Source organism: Lachnotalea sp. AF33-28, from assembly GCF_003477885.1.
GTDB lineage: Bacteria > Bacillota > Clostridia > Lachnospirales > Lachnospiraceae > AF33-28.
This window is the reverse complement of sequence record NZ_QUEE01000009.1, coordinates 73,036-96,692: the sequence shown is the minus strand read 5'-3', so window position 1 is coordinate 96,692 and position 23,657 is coordinate 73,036. Positions and strand designations below refer to the sequence as shown.

Annotated in this window: 18 protein-coding genes; 17 read left to right on the top strand and 1 reads right to left on the bottom strand. The window is 50.5% G+C overall.

Going from position 1 to position 23,657, the window contains the following annotated elements; translation table 11 throughout:
- Nucleotides 1–17: 17 nt before the first annotated feature.
- From DWZ56_RS13705 to DWZ56_RS13665, 9 genes are read left to right on the top strand one after another with little or no spacing between them, the layout of a single operon-like run.
- A complete protein-coding gene (locus DWZ56_RS13705) occupies nucleotides 18–860 on the top strand; it encodes a sugar phosphate isomerase/epimerase family protein (protein ID WP_118557203.1) in 843 nt (280 codons plus the stop codon).
- A 53-nt stretch (nucleotides 861–913) separates the two neighbouring features.
- Nucleotides 914–2,059: a Gfo/Idh/MocA family protein gene (locus DWZ56_RS13700; RefSeq protein ID WP_118557202.1), complete on the top strand. Its 1,146-nt coding sequence runs from the start codon at nucleotides 914–916 to the stop codon at nucleotides 2,057–2,059.
- Between the two features lie 53 nt (nucleotides 2,060–2,112).
- The gene (locus tag DWZ56_RS13695) at nucleotides 2,113–3,276 is read left to right on the top strand and encodes an alpha/beta hydrolase-fold protein (RefSeq protein ID WP_118557201.1); all 1,164 of its coding nucleotides are present in this window, start codon (nucleotides 2,113–2,115) and stop codon (nucleotides 3,274–3,276) included.
- Between the two features lie 34 nt (nucleotides 3,277–3,310).
- The gene (locus DWZ56_RS13690) at nucleotides 3,311–4,573 is read left to right on the top strand and encodes an AGE family epimerase/isomerase (RefSeq protein WP_158584585.1); all 1,263 of its coding nucleotides are present in this window, start codon (nucleotides 3,311–3,313) and stop codon (nucleotides 4,571–4,573) included.
- Nucleotides 4,551–5,984 carry an aldehyde dehydrogenase family protein gene (locus DWZ56_RS13685; protein WP_118557199.1) on the top strand — a complete coding sequence of 478 codons (1,434 nt, stop codon included), beginning with the start codon at nucleotides 4,551–4,553 and terminating at the stop codon, nucleotides 5,982–5,984. The genes DWZ56_RS13690 and DWZ56_RS13685 overlap by 23 nt, the downstream gene beginning before the upstream one ends.
- Before the next feature lie 56 nt (nucleotides 5,985–6,040).
- Nucleotides 6,041–6,970: an ABC transporter permease gene (locus DWZ56_RS13680; protein WP_199679605.1), complete on the top strand. Its 930-nt coding sequence runs from the start codon at nucleotides 6,041–6,043 to the stop codon at nucleotides 6,968–6,970.
- A gap of 17 nt (nucleotides 6,971–6,987) precedes the next feature.
- The gene (locus tag DWZ56_RS13675) at nucleotides 6,988–7,875 is read left to right on the top strand and encodes a carbohydrate ABC transporter permease (protein ID WP_118557198.1); all 888 of its coding nucleotides are present in this window, start codon (nucleotides 6,988–6,990) and stop codon (nucleotides 7,873–7,875) included.
- 6 nt (nucleotides 7,876–7,881) lie between these two features.
- Nucleotides 7,882–8,727, top strand: a complete 846-nt coding sequence (locus DWZ56_RS13670) for a sugar phosphate isomerase/epimerase family protein (RefSeq protein WP_118557197.1) — start codon at nucleotides 7,882–7,884, stop codon at nucleotides 8,725–8,727.
- A gap of 26 nt (nucleotides 8,728–8,753) precedes the next feature.
- Nucleotides 8,754–9,878 (top strand): Gfo/Idh/MocA family protein, encoded by a 1,125-nt coding sequence (locus DWZ56_RS13665; RefSeq protein ID WP_118557313.1) that lies wholly within the window; start codon nucleotides 8,754–8,756, stop codon nucleotides 9,876–9,878.
- 28 nt (nucleotides 9,879–9,906) lie between these two features.
- Here the strand turns inward: DWZ56_RS13665 and DWZ56_RS13660 are convergent, their stop codons facing one another.
- Complete coding sequence (locus DWZ56_RS13660) at nucleotides 9,907–10,779, bottom strand: polysaccharide deacetylase family protein (protein ID WP_118557196.1); 873 nt, start codon at nucleotides 10,777–10,779, stop codon at nucleotides 9,907–9,909.
- A 246-nt stretch (nucleotides 10,780–11,025) separates the two neighbouring features.
- On the opposite strand from DWZ56_RS13660, the gene DWZ56_RS13655 reads away from it, so the two are divergent.
- The 8 genes from DWZ56_RS13655 (at nucleotide 11,026) to DWZ56_RS13615 (ending at nucleotide 23,605) form a co-directional block, all read left to right on the top strand.
- The gene (locus tag DWZ56_RS13655; RefSeq protein WP_118557195.1) at nucleotides 11,026–14,622 is read left to right on the top strand and encodes an ATP-binding protein; all 3,597 of its coding nucleotides are present in this window, start codon (nucleotides 11,026–11,028) and stop codon (nucleotides 14,620–14,622) included.
- An 18-nt stretch (nucleotides 14,623–14,640) separates the two neighbouring features.
- Entirely contained in the window at nucleotides 14,641–15,729 is a 1,089-nt protein-coding gene (locus DWZ56_RS13650; protein ID WP_118557194.1) for a DUF3810 domain-containing protein, read from the top strand.
- Nucleotides 15,730–15,886: 157 nt separating this feature from the next.
- Entirely contained in the window at nucleotides 15,887–16,279 is a 393-nt protein-coding gene (locus DWZ56_RS13645; protein ID WP_118557193.1) for a hypothetical protein, read from the top strand.
- Nucleotides 16,280–16,410: 131 nt separating this feature from the next.
- Nucleotides 16,411–18,747: a 1,4-alpha-glucan branching protein GlgB gene (gene glgB, locus DWZ56_RS13640; protein ID WP_118557192.1), complete on the top strand. Its 2,337-nt coding sequence runs from the start codon at nucleotides 16,411–16,413 to the stop codon at nucleotides 18,745–18,747.
- Between the two features lie 70 nt (nucleotides 18,748–18,817).
- Nucleotides 18,818–19,723 (top strand): mechanosensitive ion channel family protein, encoded by a 906-nt coding sequence (locus tag DWZ56_RS13635; RefSeq protein WP_118557191.1) that lies wholly within the window; start codon nucleotides 18,818–18,820, stop codon nucleotides 19,721–19,723.
- A 326-nt stretch (nucleotides 19,724–20,049) separates the two neighbouring features.
- The gene (locus DWZ56_RS13625) at nucleotides 20,050–20,991 is read left to right on the top strand and encodes an ABC transporter permease (protein ID WP_118557189.1); all 942 of its coding nucleotides are present in this window, start codon (nucleotides 20,050–20,052) and stop codon (nucleotides 20,989–20,991) included.
- A gap of 19 nt (nucleotides 20,992–21,010) precedes the next feature.
- Nucleotides 21,011–21,910 (top strand): carbohydrate ABC transporter permease, encoded by a 900-nt coding sequence (locus DWZ56_RS13620; protein ID WP_118557188.1) that lies wholly within the window; start codon nucleotides 21,011–21,013, stop codon nucleotides 21,908–21,910.
- A gap of 57 nt (nucleotides 21,911–21,967) precedes the next feature.
- Nucleotides 21,968–23,605, top strand: a complete 1,638-nt coding sequence (locus tag DWZ56_RS13615; protein ID WP_158584584.1) for an extracellular solute-binding protein — start codon at nucleotides 21,968–21,970, stop codon at nucleotides 23,603–23,605.
- Nucleotides 23,606–23,657: the final 52 nt, after the last annotated feature.

Here is a 23,657-nt window from a genome sequence, read left to right as displayed (position 1 = left end):
CAGAAAAAGGAGGACTTATGGACAAATTTTATGTGCAGTTGGACGGATTCTCGCGCCAGCTGGTTCATGATTATGAGGGCGTTATGACCCGTGTGGCAAAGCTGGGGTACAGCGGAATCGAAATCTTTTATGGACTGCACGGCGGATACAGCCCGGAAGGATTAAAAGAGTTTCTGCGTTCGATCAACATGGAGGTGATCAGCTCCCATGTTGAACTGGAGGATACAGACGAAAACCTGAATTATCTTCCCGGGACAGGGTGTAAATATATCGTCAACCCCGGCCTGGCGATCACAACCGAAGAAGAAGCCTATGAGGCGGCCGGCATGCTCAATGAGCTTGGGAAGAAGGCGAAGAGCGTGGGGATGAAGTACGGTTATCACAATCATTCTAACGATTTTCTCGAGGTGGGGGGCAAGATGGTCAATGATATCCTGATTGAAAATACGGATCCGGATCTGGTCACCTTTGAAATCGATATTGCGTGGGCATACCGCGCCGATGTGGATGCGGCCCGGTACATAAGGAAACATTCGGGAAGATTTGAGCTCGTCCATGTTAAGGAAACCCTTGATTTTCCACAGAAGCTCACATTTATGAAACCGCCGAAAAAAGATACAAAAGCAGAGAAGGATATCTCCGGGTGGCCCAGGATGAGTCCTGAAATGGCTAAAAAGCTTGATGAAATGCTTTCTATCAACTGTGAACTCGGAAAAGGCATCGTAGATATGAAGGCGGTGCAGGCGGCGGCAGATGCGCAGCCCTGCAAACCCATCTATATCGTAGAGCGCGATTATGCATGGACGGGGGATATATTTACGACACTGGCGGCAGATGCAGGTTACCTGCGCGCATTATAAATTTGTAGCAGTTCAGACTGTTACGTAACTTGAGAATCAGAAAGGGGATTGTTATGAAGAATATTGCGATTATTGGATGTGGAAACATGGGAGGAGGCCATGCCTTGGCAATCGGTTACGGGACCGGCTACACGGATTGGCAGCTGCCACAGATGATCGACGATGAAATCGAAGCGGTTACTACGGATATCTCTAAAATCCTTCATCTTTCAGGAATCTATGACATCGATGTGAAGAGACAGGAGTGGGCCAGGAAGGAAGGGTTTTATGTTTATCAGTCCCTGGAGGAAGTCTTAGAGGACCCTGAAGTTGACATTGTGCTGATCGCGCTGCCAAATCATCTGCATGCAGAAGTGGCGGTCAGAGCGATGCGGGCAGGCAAGCATGTGCTCTGCGAGAAACCGGTAACGCCTGTCTCATCGGAGCTGGAGGAAGTACTAAAGGTGTCGAAAGAGACGGGAAAGGTATTTTATCCCCGGCAGAACCGCAGATGGGATCCGGATTATCTGGTGGTGAAAAGGATGTATGATGAGCAGCTGGCGGGCAGGCCCTTAAGTCTGGAAAACAGAATCGGCGGCGGCGGAGCGGACGGCCCATTTGGCTGGAGAAGCGAAAAGCGCTATGGCGGCGGCATGATGCTGGACTGGGGTGTGCACCTGATTGACCGGATTGTTCAGATGAACAAATCAAAGATCAAGCAGATTTTTTGCCAGATCATCAACCTGACGGGCAGCGATGTCGATGAAGGATTCAATCTGACGCTTATATTTGAAGACGGATTTATCGCGTATATCGAGAGCGGGGCCGGACATTTTGATTCTCCCGTTCCGGGCTGGCGGCTGAATGGGACGAAAGGAATCGGCGAGGTTATAACATTCACCGGTGAAGGCGCAAAAGTCATCAAGGCTAAGCCGCGGGACCCCGGTTTTGTCAGGGATTTTAATTCCCTCCCGGTCAGGAAACCGGCTGTTAAGCGTGGGGAAGGCCCGAGCTGGTTTGCAGCGCCCCCGATGGACAATGAGATTGTGGAGCTGGAACGGCCGATTTATGACCGCAATGCGCTGTACCGCAATCTTGTGGACTGCATAGAAGGGAAGGCAGAACAGCTCGTGACAGGAGAAGAAGCGCTAAGGGTTCTTAAGATTATGGAAGCGGCTCTTCACAGCGGGGAGATCAACGCGGTAGTTGACTTTGAGTAACTTTATACTGTGCGGCCCCCTTAGCGGGCAGCGGATCATTGGGAGAGAATGCCATGGAAAAGAATAAGTATGACACACTGAATGCAAGTCCCCTTAATTTTGCGGAGACAGAAATGTGGATGGGAATCATTCCGGCCTCGCCGGACGGCAAATTACCCAGACGGATGGCGTATGTGCGCCAGCTAAGGGCGATCGAATTCAGGGATGGGGGCGTGGAGTTTAATGTTTACGCGCCGGATGCGCAGAGCGTGGAAGTGAGCGGAACGCGCAACACCAGATGGGGGCAGGAAAAGCATGCTCTCCATAAGACAAAGGACGGCTGGTGGCAGGCACTGATTCCGGGAATCCCTGCAGGCGTACAGTTCCTCTATTACTTCTTCGACGGCAGGGAACATCTGTATGAGCATGCGCCGATCTGTTATGCGCACAACCGGTTATGTAATTTTGTCGATGTGCCCGACCCGGAATTTGATTTCTACGATTTTAAGGATGTGCCCCACGGCGCGGTCCGGTGCGAATATTACCGCTCCTCCTTTACCGGTACACTCCGCAGCTGCTGGGTATATACGCCGCCCTGCTATGATGCAGATACGGAGAAACACTATCCGGTGCTGTATCTTTTACATGGCGGCGGAGAAAATGAGACCGGATGGTTCTGGCAGGGCAAGATCAATCTGATTCTGGATAACCTGATAGCGGAAGGCAAATGTAAGGAGATGATTGCGGTCGCCAATTTCGGCCATGCCTATGCGCCGGACAGCAGGCAGGAGGGCGTTTTGCCGGGACATATAGAGAGACTGCTGCTGGATGACTGCATACCGTTTATTGACAGGCGCTTCCGGACCGTGTCTGACAAAGCCGGAAGAGCCATCGCAGGCCTGTCGATGGGATCCTATCAGACCCAGTGGACAGCGTTTCAAAATCCGGAGTGGTTTGATTATATTGGAATTTTCAGCGGTACAGTCGGAAACGCTTTTCCGGAGGTGAGTACCGCAAAATTTACGGCGGCTGAAAACGCAGAGAAGTTTAACAGCCAGCATAAGCTTTTATTCTACAGCAAAGGGATGCTTGAGGGCGGAGAGAAGCTGCCCGGCGAGATACAGGAGCTTAAAGATAACGGGATAGAAGCCGAATATTTCCTGTGCGACGGTGTCCATGAATGGCAGACATGGCGCAAGAGCGCCCACGCTTTTGTACAGCGTCTGTTTATAGACTGATGAAAGGTGCTAAGATTATATGGAGGAGATGCGATTGCAAAGGATCAGCACCTGGGCGCATTTGAACCTGGTGGGCTGCATACTGCCGTGGTGGTGCAGCGAATACATAATGGATCGGGAAAACGGCGGATATTATGGCGTTGTTACGCTTGAGGGGGAGCGCAGGCCCGCAGAACCCAAAGGCCTGACGCTTCTGGGGAGGATGCTGTATGTCTTCTCGGCCGCATACAGAAAATGCAGAGGACAGCTCTATTTAGACCGCGCAAAATATGCCTATGATGAACTGAAAACTCACTTTTATGACAGTGAGTATGGCGGGGCCTATACCACAGTGGCTGCGGACGGGACGGTTCTTTCGGATATAAAGCCGAATTACTGCGAAGCCTTTTTTATCATGGGACTGGCGGAGTACTATCATGCGACAGGAGAGAAAGAAGCGCTTGAAATGTGCATGGAGGCCTTTGAGCTGATGGAGACGAAAGGAAAGATGGCCCCCGGCATATATTATGCCACTTTATGCAGGGACTGGACGCCTAAACCCGGTTTCGATAACGGAAGAAATGTATCCGTCAAACTGCCCGATGACGCCGTCATGTATGCCCACCACCTCTGCCAGGCGTATCTGCGCCTCTACCAGGCGACCCATGACAGGAGGACGGCGGATTCCCTGAAAGACCTGATAGAGTTTCTGCTGTATAAGCTGTATGACGAACAAAATCACAGCTTCATGACGTTAGTGACAAAAGACGGGAAACGGTTCGGCCATTCGCAGAGCTACGGACATGACTGTGAACTAAGCTATCTTGTGATTAACGCCGCGGATGAGCTGGAGGATGAAGCGCTTAGAGGCAAAGCATATGAGGTTGTGAAAGAGGTGCTGGGGGATATCGTGGATAAAGCGTTTGATCCTAACGGATGCATGTACAACGGCATTGATCTTGTGACAGGGCAGACGAGCCCGGTACATGTGTGGTGGGCTGCGGCGGAAGCGGTTTCCGCCATGCTGTGCGGCTATGATCTCACGGGAGAGGAGAAGTATCTGACCGCCTGTGAGAGGCAGATCGCATTTATAGACAAATGGTTTGTGAACAGGGAAACCGGCGATTGGTATAACAATATTTTATCCGATGGGACGGGAGGCCATGTCTCTGACGGCCAGCACGGTTTTGATAAGTTAAATCTCGGAAAGTGCCCTTTTCATAACGGCCAGATGTGTCTTGAGACAATGCGCAGAGTGGAAAGTATGTTACGGAAAAAAGGGGAGGTGTGGCTTTATGCAGATGTTGATTGGCGGTAAATATGTGGACGCATCGGATGGAGCGACGATGGCAGTGGTGAATCCTGCTACCGGGAAAACGGTGGATGCGGTTCCGGCCGCGACGCTTGAGGACCTTGACAGAGGGATTGCCCTGGCGGTGGAAGGGCAGAAGGAATGGAAGGAGGTCCCTCTTCATGAGAAAATCAGGATTTTAGAAAAATATGCCTGCCTCATAGAAGAAGAGGCTGATCAGATCGCCGGAGTGATGTGTGAAGAGGGGGGAAAACCCATCGGCCAGTGCAGAACGGAAGTGTTTGCCAATGCGGCTATTTTCAGAATATACTGCGCCGCGGCATATACGTTTTATGGAAAAACCCTTCCGTACAACGGGGAGGCGAGGTCCCAGGGGGATGTGGTGATGACGGTCCATGAACCGCTTGGGGTATTTGCCAATATTGTACCCTTTAATTATCCCTGTGAGCTGGCGGCGCATAAGCTTGCGCCAATGCTGGTGACGGGAAATGCGGTTGTGCTGCTGCCCTCGTCCAAGACGCCGAGAAGCGCCATCAGGATCGTGGATTTGCTGTATAAAGCCGGCGTGCCTGAAAATGCGGTCTGCTGTATCACGGGAAAGGGAAGCGTTATCGGCGCGGCTGCGGCTGCGGATCCGCGAGTGGCAGCGGTAAGCTTTACGGGCAGCACGCAGGTGGGCATCTTATTGGCCGAATGCTGCGCCAAAGCATTGCGTCCGGTGTCCCTTGAACTGGGCGGCAATGATCCGCTCATCATCTTTGATGACGCCGATTATGAAAAGGCGCTTGATGAGACGGTTTCAGGAAGGATCGGGAACGCCGGGCAGACCTGCTGCGCAAGCAAACGCTTCCTGGTGCAGAGGGGTATTTTTGACCGCTTCTCAAGCGATCTTGTGAAGCGGCTGTCAAAGATAAAGATGGGGGATCCCAGGGACCCTGAGGTGGAAATGGGGCCCTGCGTCCGCGAGGCGGATGCGGCCGAAGTTGAGCGGCAGATTAGGCAGACCGTCGCCCAGGGCGGCAGGCTGCTCCTCGGCGGCAGGAGAGAAGGTGCATTTGTGGAACCTACGGTTATGGCGGTTCCGAAAGACGCGGATATTGCGAAGGATATGGAATGCTTCGGGCCGGTATGGCCGCTTATCCCGTTTGATACCATGGAGGAAGCCATAGAGATTGCCAATAACACGGTGTTCGGCCTCTCATCGGGTGTGATCACATCCAGCATGGAGGTGGCGATGAAGGTGGCAAACCGCGTGGAGGCGGGGGCGTGTATCATCGGAGGAAGCGGCAATTACCGTCTCGCACATCAGCCCTTCGGTGGATATAAATATTCAGGCATAGGCAGAGAGGGAGCGGTGATTACTCTGGAAGAGATGACAAGACAAAAGACGATTTCCTTTAAAGGGATCCTGAATTGATGAAGCACAGGCCTCTTTTTTGCACAAAAGCAGGCCATGATTAGAGGAGAGGAAGAATGAGGAGCGATAAAAAGAAGTTGATTCGCCGTATTCGAAAATGCTGGCCGCTCTATTTAATGCTGGTTCCGGGGATTGTGTATTTGATAATCAACAATTATCTGCCCATGTTTGGAGTCCTGATAGCCTTTAAAAAAGTAGACTACTCAGTGGGGATTTTAAAGAGTCCCTGGGCGGGATTTTCGAATTTCACCTATTTGTTTGCGTCGAAAGACGCGTATATCATGTTCAGAAATACAATCCTTTACAATGCCGCGTTTATCCTTCTGGGAAATCTGTTCGGATTGATTGTGGCGATTGCGTTGGAGACTGTTCGGAAGAGGTTTTTCAGAAATGCAGCCCAGGTAATCATTTTGATTCCGTATTTGCTTTCTACGATTATCATCTCCTATATTGTATATGCGTTTCTGAATGAACAGAACGGATTTATGAACAATACTGTTCTGCCAATATTACATATGGATCCGGTCAGCTGGTACAATGTCCCCGCGCCCTGGCCGGTGATACTGACCGTCGTATATTTATGGATGTCCATCGGTTACACGTCGATCCTGTACTATTCCACCCTGATCGGGATCGACAAGACATTTTATGAGGCTGCCGTGGTGGACGGTGCATCTTTGTGGCAGCAGATCGCCAGGATCACGCTGCCCTGCATGAAAAAAACAATCATCATTCTTCTCATTCTGGCGGTGGGCAGAATCTGCTATTCTGATTTCGGCCTGTTTTATCAGGTGCCTATGCACAGCGGACTGCTCTATAAGACTACGCAGACCATCGACACATTTGTATACAGGGCTCTGCTGGAACAAAACAGTATCGGCAGGTCGTCGGCAGCCGGACTGTTTCAGTCCGTGCTGGGATTTATTCTCGTTGTTACCACAAACGCTGTCGTTAGAAAAGTTGATAAAGAGAGCTCTCTGTTTTAGGGAAGGGGGGATCATACATGATTACAAAAAGCAGATTGTTTATTGCGCTGCAGTATGTGTTTTTGATATGTTTAATTATCGCATGCATTGTGCCGTTCTGGCTTCTGATCGCCAGCTCATTTACGACGGAAAGGGAACTGATCGAGCACGGCTACTCGCTTTTTCCACGGGAGGCAAATCTGGATGCGTACAGATATTTAATGGCGGCGAGCAAAGGCGTATTGAGGGCGTACATGATGAGCATCATCATAGCCGGAACCGGTGTGCTCACGAGCATAACGCTGACGGTCCTGTTTGCATATCCGCTCTCCAGGCAATATCTTCCGGGGAAGCAGATCATCTCGTTTTTCCTTTTCTTTACGATGCTGTTTAATGGGGGGCTTGTTCCGACCTATATGATTTACACGAGACTGTTTCATCTTAAGGATTCGCTGTTTGCAATGATTATTCCGGGGCTTTTGATGAATCCGTTTAATGTGATCATGATGCGGACCTATATCACTTCAAACGTGGCCAACGAGGTGATTGAGGCCGCGCTGATTGACGGGGCGGGGGAGTTTAAGTCTCTGATCCATGTGGTAATTCCGCTTAGCAAACCGATTATCGGGACATTGGCGCTGATGTCATTTATCGGATACTGGAATAACTGGACGAACGGCGTTTATTATATTCAGAAGAGGACTGATCTGTACGGGATTCAGAATTATATGAAAAATGTGCTCGACAGCGTGAGCGCACTGCAGAATCAGATCGCCAATGGGGTAGGGGTGGATGTTACCGATCTGCCGTCAATGGGGATTCGGATGGCGCTTGCTGTGGTCGGCGTTTTGCCGGTCATCCTCGTCTATCCGTTTTTTCAGAAGTCGTTTGTAAAAGGAATTACTATTGGGTCTGTGAAAGGATGAGTGAGGATGGGAGAAAACAGATTACCGGTCGGATTACAGCTGTATGGCATACGGGACAGACTGGAGGACTTTCCGGGAGAGTTTGAGCCGGTGATGGAGAAAATCAAAGCGATGGGCTATGACGGGGTGGAGCTTGCCGGGCTCTACGGACTGGAACCAAGGTTTATAAGGGAAGTTCTTGATCGTGTGGGCCTGGTGCCTTTAGGCGCCCATGTCCCGTTTGCAGAGATGTGCGGCCGCCTTTTAGAGGTGATCAGCGATTATAGGGAGATAGGGGTAAAATACCTCGTAATGCCATATATGGCAGAGGAATACCGGCCCGCCAACCCTGACGGTTTTTACAGCTTTATGAAAACTTTAGGCAGGATCGGCGAGACAGTACACCGGGCAGGGATGACGCTGCTCTATCATAACCATGACTTTGAATTTGTGAGGCTGCTGGATGGAGAATACGGTTATGACAGAATGTTTGAGATGATTCCCCATGAATATCTGATGGCGGAGCTTGATACCTGCTGGTGCGATGTGGCCACAGGAAGGACTGTAGAGTACATAGGAAAGTATGACCGCCGTATTCCTGTGGTGCACTTAAAGGATTATATTAAAAAAGGCGAAGTCAGAAATATGTACAAACTGATCGGGCTTAAGACGGAAGAAGCAGAAGAGGGCGGGACCGGTTATTTTGGATTCAGGGCCGTTGGATTCGGACAGATGATCTGGGAGCCGGTTCTTGAAGCCGCATGTAAAGCGGGCGCCCAATGGGCGGTCGTAGAACAGGATGAACACTATGAAACGGACAGCCTTGAGTGTGCGAGGAGAAGCCGGGAATATCTGAAGATTCTGGGGTGGTAAAGCAAAGCGAAAGGGCGGATGTAAATATGGAGAACAAATTCAGAATCGGTATCGCGGGCTGCGGAGGAATGGGAAGCGGCCATGCTATAGCGCTCAAAAGCGGAACCGGGGATACCGTATATAACGGGAACGTTGCAGATGCAAAAATGCCGGACAGCGCGATGACAACGAGGATCGGTGACATGATGGAGCTTTCCGGTGTTACGGATATCGACCAGTCACGCCGGGATTGGGCAAGGGAACAAGGGATTTTTGTCTATGAGGATTATGCGGCGATGCTCTCGGATGAGAGTGTGGATGCGGTTCTGATCGCGACTCCCAACCATCTGCATAAATCCATGGCCATGGAAGCCTTAAGGGCAGGAAAACACATACTATGTGAAAAGCCCGTGATGATGTGCAGTGCCGATCTTGCCGAAGTGATGAAAGAGGCAGAGGCGGCGGGCAGAGTTTTTTACCCTCGCCAGAACAGAGAGTGGGATGAGGATTATTTAATCATCCGCAAAATCTACCAGGAAAACCTCCTGGGAAGGACGTTTGAAATAAGGTGCAGGATTATGGGAGCCCGGGGAATACCGGGCGACTGGCGCAGCAGGAGGGAATGCGGAGGGGGGATGATGTACGATTGGGGAGTGCATGTGATCGACCGGACCGTGAAAATGATCCCGGAACGGCTGCGGCGCATATACTGTGATTTAAAGTATATAACAAACCGGGAATGCGACGACAATGTATTTATCCATTTCACTTTTGAGAGCGGCCTGACCGTCAGGCTGGAGGTGGATACCTGTCATTTTATCCGCCTCCCTCTCTGGAACCTGTATGCGGATCACGGGACAGCGGAGATTGACAGCTGGAACTGTGACGGCAGGATGGTGCGCCTGTCAAGCTGGGAAGATAAAGATACGGTGCCTGTGATGGCAGGTTCCGGCTTGAGCAAAACAATGGCTCCCAGAGGCAGAGAGACATTAAAGGAGCTTCCCCTGCCGAGATTTGACTTTGACCGCAATGCCCTGTACAGGAATTTTGTGGAGACATGCCTGGGTACTGCGCAGCAGACCGTAACCGCGGATCACGCCCTGCGCGTTCTTAGGATCATGGAGACATGTTTTCGGTCGGCACGGGAAGGCAGAGTGATAGAGTTTGAATAGCTTGAGTCGAAAGCAGCTTTTGTCCATATTACAGCGGGATGGGCGCGGGTAGCTTTGTGGTGCGTCCCGGTTTTACTTCCACAGACTGATCCGATGCGATTGCGCCAAGCCATACAGCAGTGCAGGTGGGATTAAAGACTGTGCTGCTGTCCACGGAAAATAAGAGCTGACGGTATGCGGCCACATAATTCCGGATTTCTATATTTGTGGCATACCAGATGTTATCGTGGCCGGATATCTTGTCAAGAAACTCTCTCATATGTTCCCAATTATGGTTTTGGTCAAATTCATAGCTGTGTCCCCAGACATAAAACAGTTTTATAAGAGGGAAGGACCGTGAATCGCCGAGAAACTGATCCGTCAGTACAAAGAGCAGTTCATCGTCATGATGACAGGTGGGATTCCAGATCAAAAAGTTCCCGGGGACTTCGAAGGAGTGTGTCGCCTGAATGGTGCGGGCATAAGTGATGCCGCAATTATGAAGCGATTGAAGGACAGTGTCATCGTAAGCGCCGAAGGCATAAGCATATCCTGTGACGGGATGGGAAAGCAGGCTTTCCAGGTCCTTTCGGCAGGTCAATATCTCGTAATTGCAGCGTGCTGCATCCGTTTGACAGATTGAGGAATGATATAGACCGTGTGAGGCAATTTCGTGCCCTCTGTACACAGTTCCAATTTCTGACGGCTTTAACTTATTGTGAGAAACTTCCTCTCTGCCTGCGCGAACCGTGCCGTTTTGTCCCAGGAGACCGGAATTGAGATTGAAAGTCCCCTTTATACCAAATTGATTCATCATCTCGATCAGACGGATATCCTGTGTAACCCCGTCATCATAACTGAGCGTAAATGCCTTCCTTCTTCCGTTTGGCCACAGCAGCCGGTCATACATCTGTAAACTCATAGCAGTAGTTCCCCTCCGTTGTTATTGGTTTAAGTTCATTGTAGTAAAATAAAAACGCAATTGTCAAACATAAACCGTGAAAGGTCGAAAATTCAATATACAAAGTCAAAAAACTGACACTAACATTGCAATAAAATACGAAGAAAGTTTGACACTGCCGCAGTTAAAACTTATAATGGAAAGTACAATGAAAACGTGAATTCCTCACGGGAGCGAACCGGATCACGAAAGAAAACAGAGGAAACCATGATTGCAGAAGCCAATATCAGGGAATTTTATGCGAAGTACAGAAAAAATCTGGATATCGAACAGCGGGTGCGGGAAGCGCTTTTTCATGCCAAAGATCAGGAAGATCTGGTGGATCAGTTCCGGAAGCGGGCAGGAAAGATGCGCCGCCTTTATATTGAAAACGAGGCGCTTCTGAATATGTATGTCCGGCCGTTTTTAAGCGAAGAAAGCCGCTGCAGCGACGCGCTTGCAGCAGCTTTTCTGGATGAAATCAGGATCTGTGAAAAGGGCGGTTATCAGGATGATCTGGCCTGTGTGGAAGTGACGCATTTGCTGGAACGCCATTTTCGTAAAAATGGCGATGATGCTTCTCTGATTCAGGCATTAAACCTTCTGGGCGCATTTTATAACCGGCTGGAATCCTGGGAGGCAGGGAAAAAGAGCGCGGATTATTTTAAACAGATACGGACGTTCGGGCCCCGTTACACGGAATTTGAGGACTGGGAGACGAGAAGCAGAATTCTGTATTCTTATTATAACTATGCGGCCGTTCTGGGAAACTGGCGCAGAGTCGAAGACAGTGTGCTGCTCATGGCGCTGGATGAGGCGCTCGCATTTTACCGGGATGAGACGGTGCGCAGTCTGGACGGAGAGCGGTGTGATCTGGATGAGCTGGTGGAGGAGCTCTGCCATGATGTGCTGGGGAACCGAGTCTGCAGCATGGAAAAAGAAACGGCAGATCCTGCTTTCCTCACCAGAGCCGGAGAGGTGCTAAACCGGCTGTATGAAGAGAGCCTTGCCCAAAATCCCAATCCTTATGAAATGAAGGATGAGATTTTCTGCAATGTTTTAAGGTGCAGATATCTGTCCGGAGAGCTTGAAAAAGAACGGTATATCCTGGAATATAAAGCGTACTGTGACTATGTGTTTGCGCATGATGAAATGGACAGGGACGGCGCGTTTTATGACAGCCGTCTGTTTCAGGTTGGATTGTATCATGTATCAGGTCTGGTAATGCTTTTGGCAGACCGGAATCTGAAGCTTCCGGACAGAGAGGCCCTGTGGGAAAGCTGTTCTGAAAGGTTTCTGTCCTTTATCCGCTCGCTGCCGCGCACCCGTAATCTGTCTTATGTGGACGGTACGATCAAGGACAATCTGCAGGAGCTGATGCCTTATCTGCCGGAGGATGCACAGGATTTTCAGTATGTGATTGAAGTGACGGTGGCCAGAAATCCGACTGCGCTTTTACACGGCATGCTGGTGCGGCAGATTGTGCTGCGCATTCTGGAGACGGTGCTGGACCAAAAGCCCGGACTTTTGACGGGGGTATTTGGCACAGCTTCCGCTGTGGAGGTGCTTAGACGGCGGGGGGAAATGGAAAGCTTCGCCGGCGATGCTGCGATGATTTTTGATATCGGCAAGCTCCATATCGATGATGTTATCGGCAAGCAGACGCGCAGGCTGACACTGCGGGAATGGGAGATTATCCGCAGCCATCCCGGGGCTGGATATGAAATTGTAAAAAATGCGCCCTGGATGAAAAAGTATGGAGATGTGATCCTGGGACATCATAAGTCTTATGACGGAAAATTCGGTTATCCCGCCGAGTTTGACAATACCGTTTCTCCGGTCCGCTTTTTTATCGATCTGATCCGCCTGGGAGATGTGATGGAGGCGGCCACAGACCGGCTGGACAGGAATTATCGGGTGGCGAAATCATTTCAGGAGATCCTGACGGAACTGGAGGAAGGCAGCGGCAGTTCCTACAACCCGGATCTGGTGGAGATGATTGTAAAGGATAAAGGCTTGAGAGATGACCTGGAATATCTGCTGGAAACCGGCCGGCAGCGCACCTTATATGAGCTGTATCAGGAGTACTTAAAGGAAGACGGTGGAAACCGTCCGGAGACGGAGGATGCGGCGGAAAGACCGGATGAGACAGAGGGAACGGATGAGACGGACAGCCTGTCACTTCTGAATGTGCTGCAGGAGACAAGCCAGGAGCATCAGAGCGTACTGCATTCTTTGGAGCGCGCTTCGGCAGTGATCCTGCAGGTGGACCTGCGCCGGGGAAGCTGCCGTGTGGTTTATAGAAATCCGTCGGCAGCGCCGCTGTTTACGGAGGTGAAGGACGGCAGATATCAGGAATTTACCTATTCCTTTTTAAAAAGCCGCATGGAATCCGGGGAGTGGGCCAATTTCCGTCTGGCGGGAAAGCTTGACGGAATGGCCGGCCTGCTGACGCAAAACGGAGGTTTTTATGAGCGGGAGTGCCTGCTTGAGGAGGCGGACGGCGGCAGATGGGTGCGGCTGCAGTTCATTCAGGCGCAGGAGCGGGGCGCGGTACCGGAACTGGTGACGGTGGCAATCCAGGATATACATGAGAGCCGGATGCGCAGCGAAAAGCTGAAGCAGGCGCTGGAGGATGCGTATCAGAGCGCCAGAAAAGCCAACGAGGCGAAGAGTATCTTTTTATCCAGCATGTCCCATGATATCCGCACGCCCATGAACGCCATCATCGGCATGACACAGATCGCGCGGATGCATCTGGAGGACAGAGAACGTCTGAAGGATTGCCTGGATAAAATAGAATCCTCCTCCGGGTATCTTCTGGGACTCATCAATGAAGTGCTGGATATGTCCAGGCTGGAGAGCGGGCATATGGATCTGACCGAGGAACCCCTTAATCTGGCGGAAGCTCTCAGGTCCTTTGTGGAAGTCTTAAGGCCCAACGCGGAGAAGAAAGGGCAGTCGCTTACACTTTCCTTTGAGAGTGTGAGCAGCCCCCATGTCCTGGCGGACCGGATGCGGCTGCAGCAGATTTTTGTGAATCTGGTGTCCAATGCGGTTAAATACACGCCGGAGGGCGGCCGTATTCAGGTGGTTATGCAGGAGCAGCCTGAAAAAATGGCCGGATATGGATTTTACCAGTTTCAGGTCAGAGACAACGGCATCGGCATGAGCGAGGAATTTCAGAAGCATTTGTTTGAGCCTTTTAGCAGGGAAGATAACAGCATGACCGGAAAGGAAGCAGGCACGGGCCTTGGGCTGTGTATCACCAGAATGGCGGCCGGTATGATGCAGGGCGACATTACAGTGGACAGCGTTAAGGGAAAGGGCACGGTGTTCACCGTCCTGCTGCAGTTAAAGAAGGACATCCGGAAAACAGCGCCGGCAGAGCGATCGGAAGAGAAAACGACAGAGACTGCTTCTGAAATGTATGACGGAAAGCGGGTGCTGTTAGTGGAGGACAACGATTTGAACCGGGAGATTGCCCGGGAAATTCTGGGCAGCTTTTCCCTGGAAGTGGAAGAAGCAGCGGACGGGCAGCAGGCTTTAGAACGGTTCCGGAAAGTGCCGGACGGCTGGTATGACCTGATTTTCATGGATATACAGATGCCGGTCATGAACGGATATGAGGCGGCAAAGGCCATCCGCGCGCTGGACCGGAACGATGCACGGCAGGTTCCCATTGTGGCGATGACGGCAAACGTGTTTGCAGAGGATGTGGCCGCGGCCCTTAGCGGCGGCATGAACGATCACCTGGGCAAGCCGGTGGTAATAGATAAACTCAAAGAAATTTTGGCAAGGTGGCTGCAGACCGCCGGAAAATAGGGTGACAGGGGGGAAATTATGAAAAGAGCAACGGCAACGGCGATACTCATACTGGCCAGTGTGATACTGCAGTTTCTGGCCAGAAAAACGGAATGGTTTGCGGAATGGTACTCTGTTAGGGTTTACCCCAAACTGGTAGGCACGGTCGGAAGATTTTTCTCCCTATTTCCTTTTTCCGCGGCGGAGCTGCTCCTATATGCGGCTGCTGCCGGCGTTGTTCTCTGGATCCTGTTTAGCATGATCTGGCTGGCAGTGAAGAGGAAAAAGGGGGTGCGCACAGTTTTAAACCTGTCAGTGACCGTGTTTTTTACTGCCTCATTGCTTTTGTTTCTTTATACAGCGAACTGCGGCATTAACTATTACCGCCTGCCGTTTTCTGTGGAAGCGGGAATTGCCACCCGGGAATCCTCCAAAGAAGAACTCTATGAGCTCTGCGGTTATCTGCTGGATAAGATCAACGAAAATGCGGCGCTTATAGACAAGGATGCCTATGGCCGCTCAACGATAGACGAGGCCGCCGTGCGCAGGGAGGCTGTTAAGGAGATGCAGAAGCTTGGGGAGAGATATCCGTCCTTAGACGGCTATTATGCCAGGCCCAAAGCCGTTCTTTTTTCTGATTTCCTGTCCTGCCAGGAGATACAGGGGATATACTCCCCCTTTACGATAGAAGCCAATTACAACAGCGATGTTCCGGCCTATAATATTCCTGTGACGATCTGCCATGAGCTGTCCCATCTGCGGGGCTTTATGCGGGAAGATGAGGCCAACTTCATCGCCTATCTCGCCTGCAGGGATTCTTTGGACCCGCAGTTTCGCTACAGCGGCTATATGCTGGCCTACATACACAGCAGCAACGCGCTGTATAACAGCAAGGGAGAGGCGGAATATAGAATGCTCTGGGACAGGCTGGACGCTACGGCCAGGGCCGATTATGCCTATAACAACGAATACTGGGACCGCTATAAAGGTAAGATCGCGGAGATTTCCAACCAGGTCAACGATTCCTATTTAAAGATCAATGATCAGGAAGAAGGCATAAAAAGTTACGGCCGCATGGTGGATTTGCTTCTCGCGGATTACCGGAGCAATCCCTCGGCCAGACAGTAACAGCAATTTATGTAATTTTAACAATCCTTTATCTGAAATTCATTGACTTTCACCGTTTGAGATTATAGGATAATAAAGAATACGAACCACCCAGAAACGGCCCCTGCCGGGCTGTTTCCAATAAATATAAACAGAGTGAGAAGGGGCGACACAGTCAATGAAAGAAAAAATACAGCGCTTCATGTACGGGCGCTACGGCATGGATCAACTGAATAAATTTTTGATGGGGGTATGTCTGGTACTGCTGGTCATCAGCATCTTCGTGCGTTTTCCGCTGATGAACATTTTGGTTTTTGCTCTGCTGATCCTGATGTATTTCCGCATGTTTTCACGGCAGATCTATAAGCGGGCCGCAGAGAACACCAAATACATGAATCTGACCGGTGGCATCCGCCGCAGTCTGACAGGATTTAAGACCAAAGTCAAAGACAAAGACCACAATTACTACACATGTCCGAACTGCAAACAGACTGTCCGCGTCCCCAGAGGCAAAGGTAAGATCGAAATCACCTGCCCCAAATGCAAAACTAAATTTGTGAAAAAGACCTGATTCAGGCACTCACACCGCTCTGCAATGAAACATTGCAAGAGCGGTCTTGTTTTATACCGGTCAAAATGATAAAATAAAGTCAAATCAATCGAGCGGGCAGGAATGGCCGCGAGTGGCTTGGAGGGCATAATATGGAGGAAAAACTGTATCGTTTAATGAACTGGCCGGAGATAGAGAGCATTGTCTACTCGGAGTGCGACCATCCCCATGATATTCTGGGACCGCATCTTACGGAGGACGGATTGCTGATTCAGACGTTCAACCCCCATGCAAAAGAAATAAAAGTGAGAACGGGCACGTCCCAAAAGGCGTATAAGATGGAACTGGCGGATGAGGCCGGCTTCTTTGCAGCCCTTCTGCCGCGCAAAACCATGACAGCATATACGCTGGAGATCACTTACGATAACGATACGCAGGCGGTGCTGGAAGATCCGTACCGGTTCGGCTCACAGCTGACGGAATCGGATAGAAAGCGTTTTGCCGCCGGCATCCATTATGAGGTATATGAGAAGCTGGGCGCCCATCCGATGACCGTGGACGGAGTGCCCGGCGTATATTTCGCGGTTTGGGCTCCCAATGCGTGGCGCGTCAGCGTGGTCGGGGATTTTAATCTCTGGGACGGTAGGGCGCATCAGATGAGCCGGTGTCAGGATTCGGGAATCTTTGAGATCTTTATCCCGGGACTAAAGACTGGGGAGATCTACAAATATGAGATCAAATTTGTGGGAGGAGATCCCTCGCTTAAATCCGATCCCTACGGCAATTGCTGCGAGCTAAGGCCGGCCAACGCTTCTGTGATCTGCGACATCGGCAGATATCAGTGGCAGGACGCCGCGTGGCTTGAGAGCCGGAAGAAAGCGGATACAACGGACAGGCCCATGTTCATCTATGAGGTGCATCTGGGCTCCTGGAGGCGCCCGGAGGAAGAAGACCGGGAATTTTACAATTATCGGGAGCTGGCGCCGATGTTGGCTGATTATGTAAAGGAAATGGGGTATACTCATATTGAACTCATGCCGATCATGGAGCATCCGCTGGATGAGTCCTGGGGGTATCAGGTGACCGGCTATTACGCGCCTACCAGCCGTTACGGCACGCCGGAAGATTTCATGTATTTCATGGATGTGATGCACCAGAACGGAATCGGTGTGATTTTGGACTGGGTGCCCGCGCATTTTCCCAGAGACCGGTTCGGGCTGGCGGATTTTGACGGCACCTGCCTGTATGAACATAAGGACCCCAGAAAGGGCGCGCATCCTCACTGGGGGACGCTGATCTACAATTACGGACGCCCTCAGGTCACCAATTTCCTGATTGCCAATGCACTTTTCTGGGTGGAGAAGTATCACGCAGACGGCATCCGTATGGACGCTGTGGCCAGCATGCTGTATCTGGATTACGGCAAAAATGACGGGGAATGGATCCCCAATATCTACGGCGGCAATGAGAATCTGGAAGCGGTGGAATTTTTAAAGCACTTAAATTCCATCTTTAAGAAAAAACAGAACGGCGCGGTGCTGATCGCGGAAGAGTCCACGGCATGGCCTAAGGTGACCGGTGAGGTGGAGGACGATGCGCTGGGATTTGACTATAAGTGGAATATGGGCTGGATGAATGATTTTCTGGGCTATATGCAGTGCGACCCCTATTTCAGAAAGCATCATTACGGCGAGCTGACCTTCAGCCTGCTCTACGCCTACAGTGAGAAATTCATACTGGTATTTTCCCATGACGAGGTAGTGCACGGCAAGGGCTCCATGGTGGGCAAGATGCCCGGTGAAACCATTGAAGATAAGTTCACCAATTTAAGGGCGGCCTACGGCTTTATGATGACCCATCCGGGCAAGAAGCTTTTGTTTATGGGACAGGATTTCGGCCAGATGGATGAATGGAATGAGGGAAGCCAGATTCAGTGGCATCTGCTGGGATACGATATACACAGACAGCTGAAGGACTATGTGAAGGCTTTGAATCAGGTATACAGAAGCTATCCTGCGCTCTACCGTTTGGACCACGATGCGGACGGTTTCGAATGGATCAACTGCACCAGATGGGAGCAGAGCATCTGCGCATTCTTAAGAAAAACGGAAAAACCCGAAGAAACGCTGCTTGTGGTGTGCAATTTCGATACGGTGCCCTATGAGAAATTTACGGTGGGCGTGCCCTATCCCGGCAAATATAAAGAGATATTTAACAGCGACAGCGCGGCCTTCGGAGGCAGCGGCATGGTCAATCCCAGGCTCAAGGTGGCCAAGGAAGAGGAATACGATGAGAGAGAGCACTCCATCACCTTTAAACTGGCTCCGCTTTCCGTACAGATCTTCCAGTATACGCCGGTTCAGGAAAAACCGGTGGATAATAAGACCGCAAAGAGCAGGAAAAACGTGAAAAAGGAAGTGTCTAAAACAAAGACCGGAAAACGCGTTGAGGAGATCAAAAAAGCGGTGATGGAAGAGGGGCTGGAATAAGCCGCGGGCCGCAGCCGGCGCGGTTATAAGATGAAACGGACCGGCATATATTTTGGAAAAGGATAGAGAAATGAGTGATATTATCAGATATACGACGGTGACGCCCGATCTGGAATCCGTGGCTGCGGATCTGGAGAAGACAACAACATGGTTTGCAAACTGGCTGAACACGCTGAAGACGGATGCCATCGATATAGTGATCCGCCTCGTGCTGGCGGTGATCATCTGGTTTGTGGGCAAGAGACTTCTTAAGTTTCTTCTGAAAGTGATGGATAAATCGCTGACCAGGATGGGAACAGAGATCACGGTGATCAAGTTCTTAAAGTATCTGGGCAATGCGGCCGGTTATGTGGTTCTGGTGCTGATGACTGCCGGAATGGCATTCGGGCGCGATGCGTTTAACGTGGCTTCTTTGATGACGCTGATCAGTTCCGCCGGTATCGCCCTGGGCCTCGCGCTGCAGGGTACCCTGTCCAATTTTGCGGGAGGCGTGCTGATCCTGTTCCTAAAACCGTTTAGGGTAGGCGACTACATCGTGGAGGACAATCATAAAAACGAAGGGACGGTGCGCAGCATCGGCCTGGTCTATACGGAACTGACCACAATTGACAATAAGATCATCGTGATCCCTAACGGCACGCTCTCCAACAGCAGCCTGACCAATGTGACGGCTCAGGGAAAGCGGCGGCTGGATCTGACCGTAGGAATCTCGTACAGCGCGGATATTAAGAAAGCCAAACAGATCATGCTGGACATACTCAATGCCCAGGAGGAGACGATGAAGGACGAGGAGATCACCGCCTATGTATCGGAGCTGGCCGACAGCAGCGTAGTGCTGGGATGCCGGGCCTGGGTGCCCACCGACCGGTACTGGCCGGTGAAGTGGCGCGTAACGGAGGAAATAAAGCTGGCCTTTGATGAGGCCGGAGTGGAGATCCCTTTTAATCAGCTGGATGTACATCTTAAAGAAAATTGAAAATGCAGAGGGGCTGCCCCACCTATGATTTTTTCAATCACTGGTGCGGCAGCCCCTTTAATATAGAAATATATGCTGTTATGAAATGTCTTGTACATATGACTATAATGCTGTATGAATATCTAGGGGAATTAAAGGATATGCGGTTCATAGAAGGGCGGGGGATAAAGCAATTACACGGAGTATCATCATCTGATATATACAATAAAAATGGGAATATAACAATAAAAATATCGTAAATGACGAATGGTTAGAAGGTGAACATTGAATTCATCTGTGCTAAATGCTATAGTCCAGATAAATTTAACCGAATCGGAGGGAGAGGCATGAGCCGTAAACACAAACTGCCGGCGGCCGCGGCAAAGGTGCCGTTTGGAGTGTATTTTAGAAGGCATTGGTGGCTGTACTTGATGCTGCTGCCGGGCGCGCTGCATTTTATCGTATTCAAATATGTACCGATATCCACATTATTTATTGCGTTTCAGGATTATAATCCGTTTGCCGGATATTTCGGCAGTCCTTTTGTGGGCCTGAAGCATTTCCGTAATTTCTTCGGTGGACATGATTTCATGAATTTACTAAAAAATACGCTGGCAATATCCTTTATGAACCTTGTATTTTATTTTCCGGTTCCTATATTTCTGGCACTGATATTAAATGAAATCCGCCACATACATTTTAAGAATGCCGTGCAGACAATGGTGTACATACCGCATTTTGTTTCCATGGTAATTGTTGCCAGTATTACTTATACGCTTTTGAATGAAAAAACAGGAATCGTTAACCTGATAGTAGAGGAATTAACCGGAAAGACGCTGCCGTTTCTGTCGGGTCCGCAGTATTTTCGGCCGATTATCCTGATACAGTCGATATGGAAGGAGACCGGCTGGGGCATGATTGTATTCCTGGCTGCACTGTCCGGTGTGGATGTGGAGCTGTATGACGCAGCCAAAGTGGATGGCGCGGGCAGATGGAAGCAGATGTGGCATATCACGCTGCCGGCTATCAAGGGGACGATCATCGTCATGCTGATCTTAAGAGTAGGTTCTATTCTCAATACAGGGTATGATCAGATTTATCTGATGTCCAACTCATTAAACAGGAGCGTGTCCGATGTGTTTGATACCTATGTTTACAGAGTAGGTGTAGGAAACGGACAGTATTCCTTTTCCACTGCGGTTGGACTGTTTAAAGGCATTGTAGGATGCATTATGGTGATGGGTACCAATTGGATCGCCAAGAGATGCGGAGAAAGCGGTATCTATTAAAACGGGAGGATAACGGAACATGAAGAGTAAAAAAAATCGCATCAAAAGATCGCCGGGAGACCGCGTCACACAGGTACTTATTTATATAGGGGCCGCAGCGGTGGCTGTTGTGGCTGTTCTGCCGTTTTTATATATTGTGGGAGGTTCCTTTGCAACGGAGAGGGAACTGACGGAAAAGCCCTTTTTAATCATCCCCACTGTTTTTTCAACCAATGCATATAAATTTATCATAGAAGACGGGCGTATTTTAAACGGCATGAAAAATTCCGTAATTGTAACCGTAATTGGAACGGTTCTGGCTATGTTTTTTACTACCACATTTGCCTATCCGCTGTCAAAACGGGAGTTCCAGGGGAGGTCTCTGGTGCTGAACCTGGTAATTGTAACAATGGTGTTTTCCGGTGGAATGATCCCCTCTTTCCTGCTGATTAAAGCGCTGGGAATGCTGGATTCCTATGCCGCGCTGACCATCCCTGGGGCGCTTAGCGCCTTTAATATGGTGATTATGAAAAACTTCTTTGAGGGAATCCCGCCGGAGTTGGAAGAGGCTGCCGTGATGGACGGATGTTCAGACGTTGGGGTGTTCCGAAAAATTGTCCTTCCTTTGTCCAAACCGGCACTGGCCTCCATTGGCCTGTTTTATGCGGTAGGCCTGTGGAATGATTATTTCGGCTGCATGCTCTACATCAATACCGAAGCAAAGCAGACGGCCCAGCTGATCTTACGTTCCATCGTTCTGCTGGCTCAGGGCTTTGACCTTAGCGGCAACAGACTGGACTTCGGAGCCAACGGGAATCCGCCGGAACAGGCGGTGAAGCTGGCATCTACGATGGTGACGGTGGTGCCGATTTTGCTGGTATATCCGTTTGTCCAGAAACATTTTACCAAGGGTGTTATGGTGGGAGCGGTAAAAGGCTGACTCCGCACTATGTTCACGCATCATATAATGCTATAATAAATCAAGGAGGAAATGAAAATGAAGGGAAAGAAACTAACAGGGCTCATGCTGGCGCTGATCATGGCGGCAGGAAGCCTGACAGCCTGCGCGGGAAACGGACAGAATGTGTCTGAGAGCACGGCTGAAAAAACCACGGCCGCCGTGGCCGGGAGCACCGGCGCCGCCGGGACGGAGACAACCGCCGGGGACTTCCGTTCGCAGCTGCCGGAGGATTTTGCGGTATCGATTATGTTAAGCGATTACGAAGGCAGCCCCAACAGCGGTGAATATGGCCCGCAGATCAAAAGCATGATCGAGGAATTTACGGGATATAAACTTGATATATGGTGGGTGACCAGCGATAATTTTAAGGACAAACTGTCCACTGTGCTGGCAAGCGGCGTGGATAGCATGCCGATGATCCTTAAGGTGACCGCCACGGATGCTGTAGTGGTTGGCGCAGCACAGAACGGCGCGTTTCAGCCTATTGAGGACTATGTATATGATAAGGACCGCTTTACTTGGATCAGCCAGATGAAGCCGGAGCTGGCCAGAACCTTTACTGTGAACGGGCATTTGTACGGCATTTGCAGCAAGGGAACCATAGGCCGCAACGGCATGGGATATCGGACGGATTGGGCCGAAGCGCTGGGACTTGATACACCGAAAACGGTGCAGGATGTCTATGACATGCTTTACGCATTTACATACAATGATCCCGATGGCAACGGAAAGGATGATACCTACGGATTGAATCTCTGCAGCTATACCGGCCCTCTTAACATCATGCAGACATGGTTTGGATGCGGATCCGGCTGGACAGAAGCGGATGATGGCACACTGGTGCCGGTTCATATGACAGAGGAATATATGCAAGCGCTGGATTGGTTTAAGAAGCTTCAGGATGAAGGTCTGATCGCCAATGACTGGGCCATCAGGGATACTGGCAGCTGGAAGGATGACAACTGTAACGGCCTGGCCGGCATGTTTGTGGATACGCTGGACAATTCCCGCCGCATATGGGATTATTATGTGACGAATGAGATCCCCAGCGTCACCGGCAGCGGGGAATTCGCTTCCATGACCATGGTGCCGGGGATCGCTCCGGATGGGTCCGCAAAGCCTGGAACACAGGCAGCCGAGCAGACCACTTTCTTTGCGGTTACAAAGGCTGCGAAAACAGAGGCGGAGGTTCTGGCCTGCCTGGATTTTCTGGACAAGATGAATTCCGATGAGATGAAGATGCTCTGCGGTTACGGCCTGCAGGATATACACTGGAAGCTGGACGAGAATGGGCAGGTGGTGAAGATCGACCCTGATGATAAGGCTCTTCACAAGGGCACCAGCGGCCTGAATCAGATGCTGCCAAATGTGAACGGGGGCTATGCAGAATGTTATGAATTCGCATGGGATGACCGTGTGGTGGTTCAGAACAAGGCATATGACGATGCTGAGAAGATCGCCGTATTTAACCCGGCCCTTTCCTATACCTGCGGTTCTCCGACTTACACTACCAACGGCGGAAACCTGGATATGATACTGGAAGATGCCAGGACACAGTATATCGTGGGCCAGATCGATAAGCAGGGCCTTGAGGATGCATGGGATCTGTGGTACAAATCCGGAGGAAAAGAGGTTATCGAAGAAGTAAACGCCCAGTATCAGGCGAACAAATAATACGGAAAACTCAAAGGGAAAGCAGGCAGAGCCATGCCTGTTTTCCTGCGTA

Coding starts and splice junctions, on each gene's coding strand:
- DWZ56_RS13705 (WP_118557203.1), top strand. CDS start 18: ATGGACAAATTTTATGTGCAGTTGGACGGATTCTCGCGCCAGCTGGTT.
- DWZ56_RS13700 (WP_118557202.1), top strand. CDS start 914: ATGAAGAATATTGCGATTATTGGATGTGGAAACATGGGAGGAGGCCAT.
- DWZ56_RS13695 (WP_118557201.1), top strand. CDS start 2,113: ATGGAAAAGAATAAGTATGACACACTGAATGCAAGTCCCCTTAATTTT.
- DWZ56_RS13685 (WP_118557199.1), top strand. CDS start 4,551: ATGCAGATGTTGATTGGCGGTAAATATGTGGACGCATCGGATGGAGCG.
- DWZ56_RS13680 (WP_199679605.1), top strand. CDS start 6,041: ATGAGGAGCGATAAAAAGAAGTTGATTCGCCGTATTCGAAAATGCTGG.
- DWZ56_RS13675 (WP_118557198.1), top strand. CDS start 6,988: ATGATTACAAAAAGCAGATTGTTTATTGCGCTGCAGTATGTGTTTTTG.
- DWZ56_RS13670 (WP_118557197.1), top strand. CDS start 7,882: ATGGGAGAAAACAGATTACCGGTCGGATTACAGCTGTATGGCATACGG.
- DWZ56_RS13665 (WP_118557313.1), top strand. CDS start 8,754: ATGGAGAACAAATTCAGAATCGGTATCGCGGGCTGCGGAGGAATGGGA.
- DWZ56_RS13660 (WP_118557196.1), bottom strand. CDS start 10,779: ATGAGTTTACAGATGTATGACCGGCTGCTGTGGCCAAACGGAAGAAGG.
- DWZ56_RS13655 (WP_118557195.1), top strand. CDS start 11,026: ATGATTGCAGAAGCCAATATCAGGGAATTTTATGCGAAGTACAGAAAA.
- DWZ56_RS13650 (WP_118557194.1), top strand. CDS start 14,641: ATGAAAAGAGCAACGGCAACGGCGATACTCATACTGGCCAGTGTGATA.
- DWZ56_RS13645 (WP_118557193.1), top strand. CDS start 15,887: ATGAAAGAAAAAATACAGCGCTTCATGTACGGGCGCTACGGCATGGAT.
- glgB (WP_118557192.1), top strand. CDS start 16,411: ATGGAGGAAAAACTGTATCGTTTAATGAACTGGCCGGAGATAGAGAGC.
- DWZ56_RS13635 (WP_118557191.1), top strand. CDS start 18,818: ATGAGTGATATTATCAGATATACGACGGTGACGCCCGATCTGGAATCC.
- DWZ56_RS13625 (WP_118557189.1), top strand. CDS start 20,050: ATGAGCCGTAAACACAAACTGCCGGCGGCCGCGGCAAAGGTGCCGTTT.
- DWZ56_RS13620 (WP_118557188.1), top strand. CDS start 21,011: ATGAAGAGTAAAAAAAATCGCATCAAAAGATCGCCGGGAGACCGCGTC.
- DWZ56_RS13615 (WP_158584584.1), top strand. CDS start 21,968: ATGAAGGGAAAGAAACTAACAGGGCTCATGCTGGCGCTGATCATGGCG.